Below are 18,532 nucleotides of genomic sequence, written 5' to 3'. Positions count from 1 at the left end.
ACGAACCGAACCGCTAAACGTATGAAAATAATGCCCGCCTCCGGCGTATGACGGAAGCGCCTCCAGGCTTGCTCCATCACCAATGTTGATCGTTGACTATGAACTTGGGCGTACATCGTCCTAGGTAGATACGTCTTTAGGTGAATAAGCTTAGACGTTTTGTTTCTTTACTCCGATGATGAAAACAATTCTCTTTGAATAGAAGGAAATATTTGCTTCTTCGAAATGAAACCTTGGGCGCAATCACCTGATTGACGGTTTCATCTAGAAATCAGGGTTTGTGTGAAGAGTAAGGGGTGCATGCGTATGATTGCATCAGACGTAAGGCTGGATGATAGCAGTATCATCCATCATCGAGATCTCGTGAATCTCTATGGCTGCACGATCGGCGCGAGAACGCGCATCGGCACGTTCGTCGAAATCCAAAAAAACGTCATTGTCGGAAAAGACTGCAAGATCTCCAGCCATTCCTTCATCTGCGAAGGCGTGACGCTGGAAGACGGTGTTTTCATCGGCCATGGGGTCATGTTCACCAATGACACGTACCCGCGCGCCGTTAATGCGGATGGCAGTCTGCAGACCGATACGGACTGGGTCGTCATCCCCACACTGGTCAAGCGTCATGCGTCGATCGGCAGCAATGCCACCATCCTGCCTGGCGTAACCATCGGAGAGGCGGCGCAGGTCGGTGCCGGGGCGGTTGTAACGAAGGATGTGCCTGACGGCGCCATTGTCGCGGGCGTTCCGGCCAGGATCACCGGTCACGTTCATGACCGGTCAGTTAACATGCAAGCGTTGGGAGGAATGCGATGATCGGCATTGCTGTTGTTGGATATGGGTATTGGGGCCCAAACCTGGTTCGTAACATCTCAGAAGCGGCAGGCGCCCAGCTTATTTCAGTCTGTGATCTCAATGTCGAACGGTTGGCGGCAGTTAAAAGCCGGTACCCGGCAGTGACGATCACTGACAATTTCGAAGAAGTCCTGCGCGACCCAAGAGTGGACGCAATCGCGATTGCGACGCCGGTCTTCACCCATTTCAAGCTCGCAATGCAGGCTATGATGGCCGGAAAGCATGTCTTCGTCGAGAAGCCTATGGCATCGACGGCGGAGGAAGCCTCCCGGATGGTCGAGGAAGCCGCGCGCCGGCGGCTGGTGCTGGCCGTGGATCACACCTTCGTTCACACTGGCGCCGTCCGCAAGATGCGCGAGCTGGTCGAGAATGGTCTGGGCGACATGTATTATTATGACTCCGTCCGGGTCAACCTGGGGCTCTTCCAGCACGATGTGAGCGTCATCTGGGATCTTGCGGTGCACGATCTCTCCATCTTGGACCATGTGGTGCAGGAAAAGCCGGTGGCCGTTTCTGCGACCGGCATGAGCCATGTGCTCGGAGAGCCGGAGAACATTGCGTACCTGACGCTGTTCTTCGAGAGCAAGCTCATCGCCCATATCCACGTCAACTGGCTGGCGCCCGTCAAGGTACGGCGCACGCTGATCGGTGGCAGCAATCAGATGGTCGTCTACGACGATCTGGAGCCCAGTGAAAAGATCAAGGTTTACGACAAGGGCATCACGCTGAATCCCAATTCTCAGGCCTATGGCGAGAAGGTGCATCAGATGATGGTCGGCTACCGCAGCGGCGACATGTGGGCACCCAAGCTCGATATGACCGAAGCATTGAAGCGCGAACTGGATCAGTTCGTCGAGTGCATCGAGCAAAACTCGCGACCGATCACGGACGGCCAGGCCGGGCTGCGTGTGGTTCGCATCCTTGAAGCCGCAAGCCGGTCGCTCGCCCAGCGCGGTCGTATCATAGAGCTCGAAGAGGCGAGGCGAATTGCATGATCCCCTTTCTGGACCTCAAAGCGCAATACCAGTCGATCAAAAGCGAAATCGACGCTGCCGTGCTCGGTGTACTGGCGTCAGGGCAATACATACTGGGAGAGGAAGTCGTCCGTCTCGAGCAGGAGTTCGCCGATTTTTGCAACGTCAAGCATGCGATCGCTGTCAATACCGGGACGAGTGCGCTGCATCTGTCCCTCCTTGCGGCGGGCGTCGGACCGGGTGATGAAGTCATTACCGTGCCATTCACCTTCGTCGCGACGGTATCGGCGATCTGCTATGCAGGTGCGCGTCCAGTCTTCGTCGATGTGGAGCCCACGACGCTCACGATGGATGCGGCCCAGCTCGRGGCAAAGATTACGTCCCGGACCAAGGCCATTATTCCCGTCCACCTTTACGGCCAGATGGCCGATATGGACGCGATCAAGGCGATAGCCGACCACTACCGGATACCGATCATCGAAGACGCCTGCCAGGCGCATGGTGCTCGCTACAAGGGCGCGCGAGCCGGCAGCATCGGCACATCCGGCTGCTTCAGCTTCTATCCGGGCAAGAACCTCGGTGCTTGCGGCGAGGGAGGTATCGTCGTCACGAACAGCGACGATCAGGCCAAGACGATGCGCATGTTGCGCGACTGGGGTCAGGAGCAGCGCTATCATCATCTGCTGAAGGGTTTCAACTACCGCATGGACGCCATCCAGGGCGCCATCCTGCGAATCAAACTGCGGCATCTCGAAACCTGGACCGAAGCACGCCGCACACATGGTCGCCGCTACTCCTCGCTGCTTGCGCGAGCCAAACATTTGAATACGCCGATCGAGGCAGCGGAGCGGCGCCACGTCTACCATGTCTATGCCATCCGAAGCAGCGATCGCGATGTGCTTCAGCGCACGCTCACTGCGGAAGGCATTCAGTCCGGGCTGCATTATCCGATCCCTGTTCATCTGCAAAAGGCCCACGCCGATCTCGGCCACCAGGCCGGCGATTTCCCGGTCTCGGAGGCCGCGGCACGGGAGGTCCTCTCGCTGCCGATCTATCCCGAGATGCCCGCTTGGCATGTCGACCAGGTGGCCGCCGCGCTGGAGTATGCTTATGTCAGCTAGTCGTGCGGGCGAGGCCAGGGTCGTGCAGGCGGTCCATGGCCGGCATGAAAGGCCGGCGGATCCTGCCCATCACGCCGGGTTGGCCGAAGAGCTCAGGCAATCATACGGGCGCGCCGGTCTGATCGAGCTCTATGGTCGCTTCGCGAGCGGCGACGGTGTCGTCGATACCCTGATGCGGAAGGCCATCTGGCAAGCCATTGCGCGCAGCTGCGGCACAGGGTTGCAGGTTGCGGGCGGGGCCGGTTTCAAACATCCGGAAACGTTCGAAATCGGCAATGGCGTCTTCATCGGTGCCCAGGCCTATATCCAGGGGCGCTTCGACGGCACGTGCGTGATCGGCGACAATGTGTGGATCGGCCCGATGGCCTATTTCGACGCGCGCGACCTGGTGATCGAAGATTGTGTCGGCTGGGGCCCGGGTGCCAAGGTGCTTGGCTCGGCGCACACGGCACTCCCGGTTGATGTGCCGATCATCCGTACGGATCTCGAAATCAAACCGGTCCGCATCGGCGCATGGGCCGATATCGGAACGAACGCGACCATTCTTCCCGGCGTGACCATCGGGAAGGGGGCGATCGTCGGAGCAGGTGCAGTCGTCGTCTCCGATGTCGAGCCGTTTTCAGTCGTCGCCGGGGTGCCGGCGAAGTTCATACGCTGGCGCAYGGAAGCCGATCCTGTGCTGGATATATCGCGTGGAGGAAAATCGTGAGAAATCAACGGGTGCTCATTACCGGTGGAGCGGGCCTGATCGGGTCGCATATTGCCGATCTCGTCGCATTGGAAAAACCGCGTGAGATCATCATCCTCGACAACTTCGTGCGTGGACGTCGGGACAATCTCAGCACGGCGATAGCCGGCGGGGCCATTAACATCATCGAGGGAGATATCCGCGACAGAGCGCTGCTCGCAAAAACCTTCGAGGGCGTCGACATCGTTTTTCATCAGGCGGCCATCCGCATCACGCAATGCGCGGAAGATCCCCGGCTCGCCTTCGATGTTCTGGCCGAAGGCACGTTCAATGTCCTAGAGGCCGCCGTCAAGGCAGGCGTGTCGAAGGTCGTCGCTGCCTCCTCGGCCTCGGTGCTTGGTTTGGCCGAGAGCTTTCCGACCACTGAAGCGCACCATCCCTATAACAACCGGACGATCTACGGTGCGGCCAAGACGTTCAACGAGGGGCTGCTTCGCAGCTTCGCGGAGATGTATGGCCTGCGCTACGTGGCGCTGCGTTATTTTAACGTCTACGGGCCGCGAATGGACGTTTACGGTGCCTATACAGAGGTGCTGATCCGCTGGATGGAGCGCCTGGCGGCCGGAATGCCGCCTCTCGTCTATGGAGACGGTAGCCAGACTATGGACTTCGTCGATGCACGCGACATCGCCCGGGCAAACCTGCTGGCTGCGAAGAGCGACGTTACGGATGAAGTATTCAATGTCGCTAGCGGCCGGGAAATAAGCCTTCTGGAACTCGCGCAGATGCTGAGCAGCATCATGGGAGTTTCGCTCGAACCGCAGCATAAAGAGGCACGTGCGGTCAACGGTGTAACCCGCCGTCTTGCAGACATCAGCAAGGCCGAGAAGCTTCTGGGCTTCAAAGCTGAAATATCAATGGAGCAAGGGCTTCGCGACCTTGTCGCCTGGTGGCAGCTGAAGACTGCTGGAGCAGGAGGTCAAGCTGCATGAGCCCGTCACCATCTACAATTCCGGTCGCCAAACCCGTTCTTGGGGAGGAGGAGGCCGAGGCTGCGCGCCGCGTCATACTGTCAGGATGGGTGACGCAGGGGCCGGAAGTCGCGGCTTTCGAGAGTGAATTTGCCGCCTTTGTCGGCGCCGCGCATGCCTGTGCTGTTTCCAACTGCACGACTGCGCTGCATCTCGCCTTGAAGGCGGTGGGGGTCAATGCCGGCGATGAAGTCATCACGGTCAGCCATTCGTTCATCGCCACCGCAAATGCCGTTCGATACTGTGATGGAGTGCCTGTTTTCGTCGACATCGAAGCGGATGGCTACAATATCGATGCCAGCCTGATCGAAGGGGCAATCACACCCCGCACCAAAGCAATTCTCTGCGTGCATCAGCTCGGCATGCCTTGCGATCTGCGCTCGATCGTGGAGATCGGCAAGCGTCATCAGATACCGGTTATCGAGGATGCGGCCTGTGCGACAGGAAGCGAGATCCTCTGGGACGGGCGCTGGGAAAAGATCGGTAAAGCGCATGGCGACATTGCCTGCTTTTCCTTCCATCCCCGGAAGGTCGTCACGACGGGTGATGGCGGCATGTTGACGACGGCCAATCCCGAATATGACCGAAAATTCCGGCTATGGCGTCAGCACGGCATGAGTGTCACTGATGCCGTTCGTCACGGCTCGAAGCAGGTCATCTTCGAAGACTATGACGAGCTGGGCTACAACTACCGTATGACCGACCTTCAGGCTGCCGTCGGGCGCGAACAGCTGCGGCGGCTGCCGGGCCTGATTGCGCAGCGGAGGCTGCTTGCGGAGCGATATCGTGAGCGCCTGTCCGCTATTCCTGGATTGTCGCCGGCTGAGCCGCGCTGGGCTCGCAGCAACTGGCAGAGCTTCTGTGTGAGATTGCCTGAAACGGTGGATCAACGGGCGGTTATGCAAGCCCTCCTCGATCAGGGGATTTCGACGCGGCGCGGCGTCATGAACATCCATCTGGAGGGTGCCTATTCCGATCGGAGCTCGCATCGTGCCGCCACAAGTCTTATGCGAAGCGCATCAGCGCAGCAGCAAACAATCATCCTGCCGCTTTATGCTCAGATGACGGAACTCGACATCGCACGTGTTGTCGAGGCACTTCGCGGAGCACTTGCTGAAGCTGTGACCGCCGAGGTGCATGTACAACGCGATTTGGACGTCGCTCTGGCCTGACAGGCTATTGCTGTCTGCATAAAGAACAATGCGCGCATCGCCTGATGCGCGCATTGTTCTTTATGCAGACTTCGCGATCCATCCCCGAATGATTGCTGGCACGGATTCTGGCGGAAGCAGCTCGACCAGCATGCGCAGAGAATAGAGCCCGGCGAGAGCCACAGCGACGGAGCCCATCACGGTCGCCGGCCAAAGCGGCAGGACAGAGAATGCCAGGAAAACCAGCCCCGAGACAGGCAGGAAAAGCAAAGCGTGCCTGCGATTGGCGGGAGACCAGCGGAAGCCGGTAAGCTTCCGCACGATCACGTAGATCAGGATGCTGTGCCACACATAGAGCCCGAAAAAGGCCATGCCGGCTCCGGGGGTGCCGAGCAGTGATACGAAGAGCCAGGCGAGCCCTACATGCACGACTGCGGCCGCTACCTCAGTCCAGAAGAAAATCGCCTGGGTACGCTTCGCGACGACAATGAAACCCATTGGCCACGAGATGATCCGCAGCATCATGCCGAGGCAGATCCAGCGCAAGAGATCCACGGCCCCGTGAAATTCCGCGGAATAGAACAAGCTCATCATGAGCGGCGCCAGGGTCAGTGTGGCGAGCAGACCGGGACCGGCCAGCAGCATGCTGATTTCCGCCTGCTCGTTGACCAGGCGATTGCATTCGGCATTGTTGTCCGCCGCCGCTGTCAGGCGCGGATAGAAGTCCGTTCCCATCGCCTGCAGGATGAAGCCGGCGTAAAGACCACCAAGGCCCCAGGCCGCCTGATACAATCCCGCCGCCATGACGCCGCCTTCCTTCAGCACGATGAGGCGGATGGCATAGGCTGCGCCAAAGGTCAGAAGCCCGCTTGCCATGAAGACGAAGCCGAGCCTGAGCAGCGCCGACACTTCGCCGCCGAACTGGCGTACAGGCATGGGCGTGGGGTGTGAATAAATCCGCCGGCTGTACCACCAGGTCGGCAGGATTGAGGCGGCCGCGATTACCACAAGAGACGGTGCGATCGCCTGTAAGCCGAACAGATAGATCAGCGGAATGCTGATCGCCGTGCCTAGAAGCCCGGCATACACGTTGATGCGTGCTAGATCGGCAATGCCTCGTAGGCCTTGGATCAAGGCAGTCTGCCCTGCGGAGACCAGTCGAAAGAAGATTGCCAGAGACAGCAACGCAATGCCGCCTGCATGCTGGTAGTCGCCGAACGTGAAATTCGAGACCGGGAATGCCAGCGCGGCGAGAAGGAGCGCGCCAAGCAATCCGAGCACAAGCGATATGCGTCTAAGTACTGTCGCGGATCGTGCGATCCTTTCAGCGTCATCAGTGCCCGCAGCTTCGGCAATCTGGCGCACGCCGCTGCTGCCGACGCCGAGCCCGGCGACCGCCTGCGCGATATCGAGGATCGACCCGTAAAGGCCCATGAGCCCCACGCCTTCCGGGCCGAGAAGAACAGCCATGGCTTTGTTTCTGATAATGCTCAGGGCGACGTTGACGAGCGAGGAACCGCCCATCAGCATGGTCGACTTCAGAATCTGGGTGTAGGTTTGGCTGCTGGTCGGGGTCATGCGCAAAGTCATCGGACGCCCCTGGTCTGTATCTCGTGATGGCGCTCAACCTTCCGCAGAAGACAGCTTGGCTGCGGCACATGCTTCTCGCGCATCACCGGCTTACCTGGCTGATATGCGCCTCTGTCTGGACAGGCAGCCCAGCGGCGTCTTCGGACGCCGCTTCTGCCATACGTGCCTGGGTTACCTTGACCACGTCACCCGGTGCCAGTTCGGTCGTTTCGGATGCCTGGAATTCTTCGACCTGTCCGTTATCGCGACGACTCACGGTGAAGGTCAGCGGAAGTTCTTCGCCGCGCTCATTCATGTTGCCGCTGCTGGCGAGTTCTTCKAGGAGCAGTTGCTGCGTCGTGTCGCGCTTGAGTTTCAGCTGATCGAGATTGGCCTTCTCCAACTGTACTTCGGAAGCGACTTCACTCCGGCGCGTGTCGGAAAGACCCTCGAGATTGCGCGTCGTCTCGTTGATCGCCTGACGCCCTCGCATGATCGCTGTGACAAGATCCAGCTTGTCTGACCGGTAGGTGGTGAGCAACCGTTCCAGGTCCATCTGGCGGGCGGTGATCGTGAGGCCTTTCTCGACCAGCGTCTTGACGCTGGTCAGCTGTTCCTCGACTGACTGGATATTGTCATCCGAACCCTTCAGCTTTTCCTCCAGCGTATCGATTTCCGCCTTCAGGAGATCGCGCAATTCGACGAGTGCCGTCGACTGCCTTTCCAGTGCACTTGCGCGAGCCTGAAATATGACCCGCTCTTCGTCATGGATACTGGCGGCATATTGCTGGTCGGTGACGGGCGGCTGATCGAAGGTTATCTCCTTTGCTCCAGCCATCTCCGCTTGCAGCCGCGCGAGCTTTGCGGAGCTGCGCAGCAGTGAATGATCGATTTCCCGCAGGTCGCCGGCAAGCGTGATCGTCTGCGATCTTTGCCGTGCCGCCGGCCGCAGCGGGCCGCCGCTCATGGCCAGGGATTGCAGGACGCTGAGACCAGATCGGAACTTGTATTCCCCCGGGGTCGTTACGTCTCCCACGACGTAAACGGACGGATAGTCGAGAACGTCGATCGTGACTGCAGGTGTCTGGGCCAAACCCATTTTATCCTGCAGGCGCTTGGCGATTTCCCTTGTCAGTCCGGCGTTGTCGAGATTTCCGACGGACAGCGAACCCAGAAAAGGCAGGGAGACTGCGCCCTCATTCGAAATTGTATATTCGCCGCCGATCGCATCCCATCGCTCAAACACGCCTTTGGATGGCATCCATTGGACGACCGTCAGGCGGATTTTTGTTTGCGGAGCAAAGGGCGCGCTGTCGGCGAGAGCGGACGACGCCACGCCGGTGAGGAGGACGAGTGCGCTAACGGCAAACGTCGCACGAAAGAACATGCGAGGAACGCGGTACGAGAGCTTCATATACATGTCCAGCCTGCAAAGCATCCTTAAGCGGATACAGGTTCAATGCCTTAGACGCCGTGCGCACGCCGGACACCGGGTCCGAGGCCGCAGCACCAGTTTGCAGCCTGGGGAACGCTTGAGGAAGATGAAGGCCGGATGTTTAGCTTCATCACTATTGATGAGATAGGGTAGGTTGCTTCAACCCAAATCGAGCCGGGACATAAGTTGCCGGCTCGCGAAAATTGGTTGGAGGCGTGACTTCCCCGCGGGTGTCCTGAACGAATTGCAATCAGGTCGCGTCGCGCTCGGTACGCAGGTTGGCGACGACGCGCCGGTTCTGCACCTTGCAGGAACGTTCCGTGCAGTCGCGGACCTCGCGATCTGCGCCGTAACCCTTGGCCCACATGCGTCCGGCGTCGACGCCCTTGGAAACGAGATAGGTCATGACGGCATCGGCGCGCTGCTGCGACAAGGTCTTCATTTTCGCCTCCGAGCCGGAATCGTCGGCAAATCCCTGCAGCTTGATCTGCCAGCTGGGATTCCGGCTCAGCCAGGCAGCCTGGTTGTCGAGCGTGGTCATGGCGACGGTATCGAGCTTGGCGGAATCTTGGGTGAAGTAGACCCGCCGCCCGACATTGAGGATGAAATCCTCTTCGCTGCCGGCCTTGACGTTCTCAAAACCAGGAGCAGGATCGTTAGTCTGACCGGTCAACGGCGCCGCCGGAGGTTCTTCCACGGAGGCGATATCTGTGGTGCTGCAGGCTGCGAGTGCCAAAAGCAAGGCAGCGGCGGCGAGACGCTTCGTATATCCAGACATCAAGATAATTTCCTCATTCGGCCGGAGTTGCCTGGCTGACTTCGGCGGGTGGCGCCTGGTCGGCAATATGCGGCAGGACCTGCACGGCGGTGCCGATCGGACAACGCTGGTAAAGATCAATGGCGTCTTCGTTGAACATGCGAATGCAGCCGCTGGAGGCATCCTTGCCGATGCTCCAAGGCTCAAGCGTGCCGTGGAAGCGATAGCCGGTATCGACACCGTCACGATGCAGGTACATGGCCCGGGGGCCGAGCGGGTTCTTTGGCGAGCCCCCGGCCACGAATTCGGGCAATTCAGGATGGCGCTTGCGCATCTCTGGTGGCGGTGTCCAGCGTGGCCAGAGCGATTTGCTGTCGATAGTAGCGCGGCCAAACCATTTGAAGCCCTCTCGGCCGACGCCGACGCCGTAGCGGATGGCTGTCTTGTTCTCCATGATCAAGTAGAGAAAATGGTGGCGCGTATCGACAACGACCGTGCCGATCGGCTCGCTACTGAAATATCTGACAACCTGGCGATGCCACTGTTTGTCGATCTTGGCGAAGTTGGTCGCTCGGAACGTCACGCCATTGTCGACTGCAGTCCCAGCAAAATAGGAAGCCGCCTGGGCAAAGGCCGGCTTCTGTACGGCGGCGGTGCCAAGTAATGTCAATCCGCCAAGCAAGATATCCCTGCGTGTCCACACCATCGGCCGTATCCCCCTCAAAGCCAAGAAGCGCGGTGCCAGTAAAACAGATTTTTCATTTGCGACAACACAAAACTCTTCTCATCCCCTGTTGCTTGAGGCTGAGTTGCTTGTGTTCAGGCTATAAATCGTACCAATCGTTACTCGATAGTAGGTGTCCCTATAGCCATCTGCATAACAGGACCAGGGGCGGGTAACGGTCGTAAAGACACGGATCGATTCCGCACATACAGCGTGCAGAACATCGACATCTCGGTGGTCGACGCCCAAAGGCTGATCGACGCCTGAATTTAACGGAAGTCCGGTTGTCGATATTTACCAGGCCGTCCGGGCGGTGCTGAGTGCGAATGTGCGGGAGGAGGTAACCAGGGCGACATGAGCCTTGACCGAAACGGCACAATTTCCCGGATAGGAGAGGTTGTGCTGGATCAGGTGTTTGAGCAACTCATCGGCGTTGCGCTTTTCAGTCAGCGGAAATGTCACAGTCATATGCGTTCCTCCTGGGAGCAAATTGACCTTCAGAAGAGAAGTTAGGCCTGATTTCTTTTGCGCTGCAACAAGAAAATTTTAACTGTAAAATTAAAATCGATTAGCTTTTGAAGTCGCTATTTTAAAATCGTTTTAAATCCCGCAGCTCTTTTGGTGCGGGGGAGCGCAGCGCTGCGACAAAATGCACGCAGCCGGATAAGGCCTTGTTAACCATCCAGGCTTCAGATGGAGGGAAGTTTAAACGTTCTACCAGAGCCGTGTGAATCTGTTCCGCCGCGTAGGGCTTTAAATCCGCACATACCCTCGAGAGTCGATGCCGACGGGCGGGTTATGCGCTGGTGCGTTCTGTTCTTGGTGTGTGTCAATGTCGATCATTCATAATATCAGCGTGAGAAGTGGTCGGTTGGTGAAGCTCACATTCGAATCTGCTCCCTTTACGCGGGCCGCCCGAAAGACGGCCGGAACGGCACGTCAGGCGCGAAGCCGTATCGTCACTCTCGCGACCGTTCTCGGCATCGTCTACGTCGGAATGTTTGGCAAGCTGATCTATTATGGCGTTGCCGTCGACACGACCACATCGAGCATTCCGCCAAATCCGATCATGGCCTCCAGACCTGATATTCTCGACCGCAACGGCGAGCTTCTGGCGACGGATATCCGCACCGTGTCGATGTTTGCCGAGCCGAGCCATATGGTCGATGTCGACGAAGCGGTTGAGAAGCTCACGCAACTCTTCCCGGAGCTCGACCGAAAGACACTCTATCAAAAGCTGTCGGACAAACGTTCGCAATTCACCTGGCTGCGTCGCCAGCTGACGCCGAAACAGCAAAACGAGGTTCTGGCTCTCGGCCTTCCCGCGATCGGTTTCCGCCCGGAAGTGAAGCGCTTCTATCCTGGCGGGCGAACGGCGGCTCACATTCTCGGCTATGTCGATATCGACAACAAAGGCATGGCCGGCATGGAGAAATATCTCGACATGCAGGGTCTCTCCGATCTGGAATCGACGGGGCTTGCAGTGCGCGAAAACCTGGAGCCGGTGAAGCTGTCGATTGATATTCGCGCGCAGAATGTTGTTCATGATGTCGTCACCGACGCAATCACTACCTACAAGGGCAAGGCGGCCGGCGCCGTCATCCTCGATGTCCATACCGGTGAGGTGCTCGCCATGGCGTCCGCCCCCGATTTCGATCCGAATGACCCGCAGGCGACTGGCAGCGAAGGCTGGCTGAACCGCATGTCGAACGGCACTTTCGAAATGGGCTCGACCTTCAAGACCTTCTCGATGGCATTGGCGCTCGACAGCGGCACGGTGAAACTCTCCGACAGCTTCGACGCCACGGGGCCGCTGCACTACGGCGGCTTCACCATTCACGATGACCATGACGTACCGCGCCGTTGGCTCACCATTCCGGAGATCTTCCGCTATTCCTCCAATATCGGCACGGCGAGGATGATGGATCTGGTCGGCATGGATCGGCAGAAGGATTATCTGACCCGCTTCGGCCTCCTGAGCAAGATGCAGACGGAGTTGCCGGAAGTGAAGACGCCGACGCAGCCGAAGGTCTGGAAGAAGATCAACTCGATCACGATCTCCTTCGGCCATGGTGTCGCGACCACGCCGCTGCAGACAGCTGTTGCCGGTGCCGCGCTCGTGGATGGTGGCGAGCTCATAGAGCCGACTTTCCTTCCGCGCTCCGCCGAGGAAGCCGCGAAAACCGAGCAGCAGATCGTCAAGAAAAGTACCAGCGACACGATCCGCTATCTCTTCAAGCTCAACGGTGAACAGGGCTCGGGGCGCACCGCCGACGTGCCCGGCTTCCATGTCGGTGGCAAGACAGGCACGGCAAACAAGGTCGTGAATGGCCATTATTCGCATACGCTGAGTTTCAACGCCTATCTGGCGGCCTTCCCGATCGATGCCCCGAAATATGTCGTGCTGTCCTTCATCGACGAACCATTGACCGGCCAGCACGGGCTTACCTTCGCGACGAATACGGCAGCCCCGATGGTGCATGACATCATCAGTCGCGTCGCACCGATCCTCGGCGTCGAACCGGATTTCGGGCAGAACCTGCTGGCCTCATATTGAGGCCGTACCAGACGCTATCCGATAACGCAGGTTATTCGACTTTCATCACTTTGCGTCATCCGGGCTACATACTTGCAGTCTAGGTCATTGGCTGGAGGTGCGCGCCTCATGTCCAATCGAACGAACGTCACTGCAAAACGCCTGATGGACGCCTGCGAGCTGCTGCTTTGCGAGGCACATGCCCTCGAAGAGCTGACGGCGCGCCGGATCGCGATCCGGGCGCAGGCGACGCCTTCGGCGATCGCCTATCATTTCGGATCCCAGGAAGAATTGATCACCGCGGTTGCGGAACGTGTCTATCGCCGGCTGAACGCCGAGCGTCTGAGCCTGCTGCAGAAAGCTATCGACCGGCGGGCGCCAAATCCGCCTGATATCGACGAGGTGATAGCAGCCCTTGTCGGCCCCTCGATCCGCTGGGCAACCGATCCAACGTCGAGCTATCCCGTGCTGTCTCACTTCACCTCGATGGCGCACAGCCATCGTGACGGCGCGCCTTTCTACCGTCGCATCATCGAGGATGTCGAACATCACCGGGCCTTCATTCCGCAATTGAAGCGGATCGCGCCCTGGCTCGACGAAGTGGATATCGGCTGGCGGTTGAACTGCGCACTCGGCATCCGTTCGCAGGTCACCCGCAGCCGACAGCGCACCGAGGTTCTGACCAATCATCAGATGGACCTCGACAATCCGGACCTTGTCATCGCGCGCATGGTGGAAGTCATTGCGCCGATGTTCCGCAGGGTTTCCTGACGTCGGCGGACCAAGTTCGGGCGGCTTTCGAACAGCATTCGAAATCCGTCACGCCTGCGAAACACGCTCCTTCTATCGGTTCTTGCGAGAACTGTCAGGGAGCCATCCGATGCGCCGCGAAACCACTTTCATTCATCTGACCGACCTGCACATCGGCACCCCCGATGACGATCATCTTTATAGCGATACGGCTGAGACGCTGAGCCAAGTGCTCGATCTGGTCGCGACCGTGACGCCCAGGCCGCAATTCGTGGTCGCCAGCGGCGACCTCACCAACCGCGGCGATGCGGACAGTTTCCGCCGGCTGAAGGAGATCATGGATGCGCGGATCGACGTGCCGGTTATCTATGCGCTCGGCAATCATGATACCCGCGCCGGCTTCTACGAGGGCATGGGCATTGCAACTGAAGATCCGGACGCTCCTTACGATCACGATGTCGTCGTCGACGGCATTCACATCGTCACGATCGATTCCTCCACGCCGGGGCTGATCGGCGGCACGATCGATCCGGAGCAGTTCGACTGGCTGGCCTCGACGCTGGACACGCATCCCGACCTTCCGAAGCTCATCGTCGTTCATCATCCGCCGGCTCTGGGTGAAGAACCTGACGCAACTCACTGGCGTACCATTCATTTTCCGCAGTCTGAGCGCTTCCGCGCGCTGCTCATGGGCCGCAACATCATCGGCATCCTCAGCGGACACATCCATCACGACCGTGTTTCGGTCTGGCACGGCATCCCCGTGGTCGTCGGCACCGGCCAGCATGCGGCGACCGACATTCTGCGCACGGATATTTTGCGCATGGTGCGGGGCGCCTCCTTCGGCATCGGCACGATCCGTCCGTCCGGGCTCACAATGGCCTTCGTGCCACTGCCGTCCGACCGCGCCGAACTCAACACCTATCCGCTCGAAATGCTGATGGCGCGGGCCGTTCCCGTCGCCGCCGAATAAACGTCAGGAGGCATCCATGTTGCGCAGGACCACGTTAAAACTCACCGCAGCGATCGCCGCCGTTTCGCTCTTGCCAGCAGGCGCATTCGCTCAAATGCCCGCATCTGTCGACAAGCCGGTGACGATCAGCTTCTACAACTACAATCTCGCCTCGGCGAGCGCCGGTGCCGAAGCGACCAAGGAACTGATTGCCGGTTTCGAAAAGAAATTTCCGTACATCAAGGTCGAGACCGTCGCTGTACCGTCCAACGAGATCATGTCGCGCGTGCAGGCCGACATCGTCGCCGGCAAGCAGCCGGACGTGGCGCAGTTGGTATTCCGCGACCTGATCTATATTGCCAGCGATCTCGGCGCCAATGCCCTGGAAGACATGGTCGATGCGACCGAGCTGAAGGATCAGTTCGCCGGCATGATCCCGCAGGGACTCGAGCTGGGCAAGGTCGATGGCAAGACCTATGGCCTTGCCTATACGTTTTCGACGCCAATCCTTTTCTACAATGCCGACCTCTTCAAGCAGGCTGGCCTCGATCCGGACAAGCCGCCCAGGACCTGGGACGAAGTCAACGCTGACGGAAAGGCCATCAAGGAAAAGACCGGCAAGAACGGCTTCTTCCCGGGTGCCTATGGTCCGACCGACGGCACCTTCGTCTATCAGTCGATCGTCATGTCGAATGGCGGCAAGGTGCGCGATGGCAACAAGCTGACCTTTGCCGACAAGGACGCGGCGGATGCCGTGAAGATGCTGCGCAACATGGTCGACAGCGGCGCGCATGCCAAGATCGATCCGGCCAGTGCATCCGACACGTTTGCTGCCGGCAATATGGGCATGTTCCTCTATACGAGCGCATTGCTTTCCAGCGTCAAGAAGTCGGCTGCGGGCAAGTTCGACCTGCGTCTGGCACCGATGCCCTCCTTTGGCGACAAGCCGACGGCGCCGACCAATTCTGGCAGCGCGCTCTTCGTCTTCAGCAAGGATCCCGAAAAGCAGCGCGCCTCCTACGAGCTCCTCAAATACCTGACGAGCAAGGAAGCCTACACGATCATCACCAGCAAGATCGGCTACCTGCCGCTGCGCCTCGATATCGTCGACGATCCGAACTACCTCGGCCCCTGGGTCAAGGAAAACCCGATGTTCCGGGCCAATCTCAAGCAGCTCGACCGCTTGACTGCAAACATTGCCTTTCCCGGCCCAAATTATCGCCAGGTCGAAAAGATGATGATGGACAGCGTTCGCGAGGCCGTCTTTAGCAGCGGCGATCCGGTAGAAGCCTTGAAGGCCGCACAGGAACAGGGCCAGGGCCTGATGCCGTAAGGCCTCCCGGTTTTCACGAGGAAGGTGAGGGGCTGCCGCGAGGGCTGCCCCTCATCGAAATCGATCGGAGCTTTCGCAATGACAGATATCCAGGCAGAGGTGGCCGGCCCCGCCGTAGCGAAAACGGCTTCGACGCGATCGGATATCAGCCGCGAGCGCTTCAGCATTTCGCCTTTGTTTTATCTGGCACCTGCGCTCATCCTGCTGATGGTCTGGACATACATACCGCTTGCCGAGGCGTTCCGCCTGTCTTTCTACCAGTGGAACATGCTGCCGACGTCGCCGCAGCGCTTTGTCGGGCTGACCAATTACCAGCGGTTGCTGGCGCTGCCGGAAATGCGCAACGCTCTCTGGAACACGCTCTACTATACGATCGGCCTGTTTCCAATGTCGGTGATCATTCCACTTTTCGTGGCGATCTGGACACAGGATCTCGGCGGCCGCGCCCGCACGATCTACCGTGCGATGATTTTCGTGCCAATGATCATCGCTCCTGTCGTTGCCGCCATCCTGTGGCGGTGGCTGTTGAACGAAGATCAGGGGCTTATAACCTTGACCCTCGAGGGTCTGGGCCTCGGCCGCATCGGCTTCCTGACCGATCCCGCCTACGCGCTGCCGACGCTCACCTGGATCACCGGCTGGAAGCTGATCGGTTTTTCAACCCTGCTCTTTTCCGCAGCCAATGCCGGTATCAATCCATCCTATATCGAGGCCGCTCGCATCGATGGCGCCAGCCGCTGGCGCATCATCTGCGACATAAGGCTACCGCTGCTCTCGCCGACCATCCTGCTGTTGTCGATGATGACGGTGCTGTTCGGTGCGCAATGGAGCTTTGCCTATATCAACGTGCTGACGAATGGCGGGCCGCTGAAATCCACGACCAATATTTTCTACCTTCTCTGGGAATACGGTTTCCAGACGCTTTCGGCAGGCTGGAGTTCGGCTGCCGGCATGATCGCCTTTGCCGGATTTGCAGTGCTCGCAGCGCTCTGCATGTGGCTGACGAAGAGGTTCGCCTTCTATGACAACTGATGCCCTCGACGATCACCGGCCTAGCCGACCCGTGACATCACGCGGGTTCGCACGCAAGTTCGTCGTGCACGCAGTCATGGTGCTCCTCTCCCTCGTTTCGATCCTTCCGGTCTACTGGATGATCGTGACCTCGCTGCGGCCCGATAACGAGATTTTCTCGACCATGCTCTGGCCATCGCATCCGACCTTCGAGAATTACATATTCGTTCTGACACGCGTGCCGATGCTGCAGATGTTGTTCAACACGACGGTCGTTTCTGTCGCGACCGCGTTTCTGCAGGTCGTGACCGGCATGTTTGCTGCTTATGCATTGGTGCGCTGGCGCATGCGGTTTTCGTCAGTCGCGCATGGCCTGATTGCACTTTCATGGCTGGTGCCGTTCCAGGTCACGATGATTCCGAACTATGTGCTCGCTTCAAGGCTTGGACTACTCGACACATTGACGGGTCTTGTCGTGCCCAATGCGTCCCACGCCTTTGCGATCCTGCTTCTCTATCACGCCATGCGGGCTTTCCCCATCGAGGTGCTGGAGGCGGCTCGCATGGATGGGGCGCGGAGCTTCCGCATCCTCTGGCAGATCGTCACGCCGAATATGGGCGCGCCCATCGCCTCGCTGTCGATCATCGCCTTCATTTCCGCTTGGAACGAATATTTCTGGCCACTGCTGCTATCGCGCAAGCCCGAGAACTCGGTCGTGCAGATCGGATTGCAGATGTTCATGACCCAGGAGGGCAATCTCTGGGGACCATTGATGGCTGCAGCAGCACTCGCCAGCCTGCCGATCCTGATCTTATATCTTATTCTCCAGCGCCACATTATTGAATCCTTTATGAAATCCGGAATCCGTTGACAATGGAAAACTATGAGAGACTGATTGTGCTCGATGGCGCTCGTAACGTGCGCGACCTTGGCGGCTATCCGGTCGGCGATGGGAGACAGACGCGCTGGCGCTCGCTCCTGCGCGGCGACGCTCTGCATATGCTGAACGAAGCCGACATCGAGGCGCTGATCGCCCACGGAGTTACGACGGTCATCGACTTGCGCAATCCGCAGGAACGCGAACGAGAGGCCAATCCGTTCATGAACGATGCGCGCGTTCGCTACGAAAATGTTTCGCTGTTCTCGGCGCTGGCGCCGGTCGAAATGATGGCGGCGCAATCGATCGATTTCGACATGGGCGACCGTTATTGTCATGCTCTCGACAATTGCCAGCTGGCGATCGCCAAGGTGCTGACGACGATCGCACGGGCACCTGATGGGATCGTGCTCTTTCATTGTACGGCCGGCAAGGACCGCACCGGCATCATCGCCGCTTTGATGTTGGCCCATGCCGGTGTCGATGAAGCGACGATCATCGAAGATTATGCGCTTACGGGCTCGATATTTGCTCCCGTGCTCGCGGAGTTCCGGGCCCGGGCCATCGCACGCGGCGTGCCGTCAGATCTAGCGGACCTGATCCTCGCCTCGGCGCCGCAGAGCATGGCCCGGACACTCGGATACCTTGCTGGGCATTACGGCGGTGCCGGCACCTATTTCGCGCGGATCGGCCTTGGCGAGGCGGAGATCGCCAGCCTCGAACAGCGGCTGTGCGGCTGATTCTTGCTCTGACGTTTCGAGCGGGCGCGCC

Annotated in this window: 18 protein-coding genes; 13 read left to right on the top strand and 5 right to left on the bottom strand. The window is 59.0% G+C overall.

What is annotated here, in order from left to right; genetic code table 11:
- The first annotated feature begins 306 nt into the window (after positions 1-306).
- Genes AC1DF8_RS23520 through AC1DF8_RS23495 form a run of 6 tightly spaced genes read left to right on the top strand, consistent with a single transcriptional unit; the run spans position 307 to position 5,838 of the window.
- A complete protein-coding gene (locus tag AC1DF8_RS23520; RefSeq protein ID WP_113209179.1) occupies positions 307-813 on the top strand; it encodes an acyltransferase in 507 nt (168 codons plus the stop codon).
- Positions 810-1,847: a Gfo/Idh/MocA family protein gene (locus tag AC1DF8_RS23515; RefSeq protein ID WP_183850191.1), complete on the top strand. Its 1,038-nt coding sequence runs from the start codon at positions 810-812 to the stop codon at positions 1,845-1,847. The genes AC1DF8_RS23520 and AC1DF8_RS23515 overlap by 4 nt, the downstream gene beginning before the upstream one ends.
- On the top strand, positions 1,844-2,947 hold the full coding sequence (locus AC1DF8_RS23510; RefSeq protein ID WP_478155283.1) for a DegT/DnrJ/EryC1/StrS family aminotransferase: 1,104 nt from the start codon (positions 1,844-1,846) through the stop codon (positions 2,945-2,947). The genes AC1DF8_RS23515 and AC1DF8_RS23510 overlap by 4 nt, the downstream gene beginning before the upstream one ends.
- The gene (locus tag AC1DF8_RS23505) at positions 2,937-3,656 is read left to right on the top strand and encodes an acyltransferase (protein WP_478155282.1); all 720 of its coding nucleotides are present in this window, start codon (positions 2,937-2,939) and stop codon (positions 3,654-3,656) included. Before AC1DF8_RS23510 ends, AC1DF8_RS23505 begins: the two co-directional genes overlap by 11 nt.
- Positions 3,653-4,627, top strand: a complete 975-nt coding sequence (locus tag AC1DF8_RS23500; protein ID WP_113014135.1) for an NAD-dependent epimerase/dehydratase family protein — start codon at positions 3,653-3,655, stop codon at positions 4,625-4,627. The genes AC1DF8_RS23505 and AC1DF8_RS23500 overlap by 4 nt, the downstream gene beginning before the upstream one ends.
- Positions 4,624-5,838, top strand: a complete 1,215-nt coding sequence (locus AC1DF8_RS23495) for a DegT/DnrJ/EryC1/StrS family aminotransferase (protein ID WP_478155281.1) — start codon at positions 4,624-4,626, stop codon at positions 5,836-5,838. Before AC1DF8_RS23500 ends, AC1DF8_RS23495 begins: the two co-directional genes overlap by 4 nt.
- A gap of 60 nt (positions 5,839-5,898) precedes the next feature.
- Here the strand turns inward: AC1DF8_RS23495 and AC1DF8_RS23490 are convergent, their stop codons facing one another.
- From AC1DF8_RS23490 to AC1DF8_RS23470, 5 genes are all read right to left on the bottom strand, one after another.
- Entirely contained in the window at positions 5,899-7,407 is a 1,509-nt protein-coding gene (locus tag AC1DF8_RS23490; RefSeq protein WP_478155280.1) for an O-antigen translocase, read from the bottom strand.
- An 82-nt stretch (positions 7,408-7,489) separates the two neighbouring features.
- Complete coding sequence (locus AC1DF8_RS23485; RefSeq protein ID WP_478155279.1) at positions 7,490-8,800, bottom strand: polysaccharide biosynthesis/export family protein; 1,311 nt, start codon at positions 8,798-8,800, stop codon at positions 7,490-7,492.
- Between the two features lie 271 nt (positions 8,801-9,071).
- Entirely contained in the window at positions 9,072-9,599 is a 528-nt protein-coding gene (locus tag AC1DF8_RS23480; RefSeq protein ID WP_210299412.1) for an OmpA family protein, read from the bottom strand.
- 13 nt (positions 9,600-9,612) lie between these two features.
- Complete coding sequence (locus AC1DF8_RS23475; RefSeq protein ID WP_112545460.1) at positions 9,613-10,284, bottom strand: L,D-transpeptidase; 672 nt, start codon at positions 10,282-10,284, stop codon at positions 9,613-9,615.
- Between the two features lie 312 nt (positions 10,285-10,596).
- Complete coding sequence (locus AC1DF8_RS23470) at positions 10,597-10,770, bottom strand: hypothetical protein (protein WP_478155278.1); 174 nt, start codon at positions 10,768-10,770, stop codon at positions 10,597-10,599.
- A gap of 364 nt (positions 10,771-11,134) precedes the next feature.
- Between AC1DF8_RS23470 and AC1DF8_RS23465 the strand changes: the two genes are divergently transcribed.
- From AC1DF8_RS23465 to AC1DF8_RS23435, 7 genes are all read left to right on the top strand, one after another.
- On the top strand, positions 11,135-12,859 hold the full coding sequence (locus AC1DF8_RS23465; RefSeq protein ID WP_113146493.1) for a peptidoglycan D,D-transpeptidase FtsI family protein: 1,725 nt from the start codon (positions 11,135-11,137) through the stop codon (positions 12,857-12,859).
- A gap of 108 nt (positions 12,860-12,967) precedes the next feature.
- Positions 12,968-13,609, top strand: a complete 642-nt coding sequence (locus tag AC1DF8_RS23460; RefSeq protein ID WP_112545458.1) for a TetR family transcriptional regulator — start codon at positions 12,968-12,970, stop codon at positions 13,607-13,609.
- A gap of 109 nt (positions 13,610-13,718) precedes the next feature.
- Positions 13,719-14,561, top strand: a complete 843-nt coding sequence (locus AC1DF8_RS23455) for a metallophosphoesterase (RefSeq protein ID WP_478155277.1) — start codon at positions 13,719-13,721, stop codon at positions 14,559-14,561.
- A gap of 16 nt (positions 14,562-14,577) precedes the next feature.
- Complete coding sequence (locus AC1DF8_RS23450; RefSeq protein WP_478155276.1) at positions 14,578-15,873, top strand: ABC transporter substrate-binding protein; 1,296 nt, start codon at positions 14,578-14,580, stop codon at positions 15,871-15,873.
- A gap of 78 nt (positions 15,874-15,951) precedes the next feature.
- The gene (locus tag AC1DF8_RS23445) at positions 15,952-16,905 is read left to right on the top strand and encodes a carbohydrate ABC transporter permease (RefSeq protein ID WP_113201812.1); all 954 of its coding nucleotides are present in this window, start codon (positions 15,952-15,954) and stop codon (positions 16,903-16,905) included.
- A complete protein-coding gene (locus tag AC1DF8_RS23440; protein WP_478155275.1) occupies positions 16,895-17,755 on the top strand; it encodes a carbohydrate ABC transporter permease in 861 nt (286 codons plus the stop codon). The genes AC1DF8_RS23445 and AC1DF8_RS23440 overlap by 11 nt, the downstream gene beginning before the upstream one ends.
- Before the next feature lie 2 nt (positions 17,756-17,757).
- Positions 17,758-18,501: a tyrosine-protein phosphatase gene (locus tag AC1DF8_RS23435; protein WP_478155274.1), complete on the top strand. Its 744-nt coding sequence runs from the start codon at positions 17,758-17,760 to the stop codon at positions 18,499-18,501.
- Positions 18,502-18,532 lie beyond the last annotated feature (31 nt).

Source organism: Rhizobium sp. 05N49 (assembly GCF_056396805.1).
Note: the sequence above shows the minus strand (reverse complement) of the source record. Positions and strands in the feature narration are given on the sequence as shown.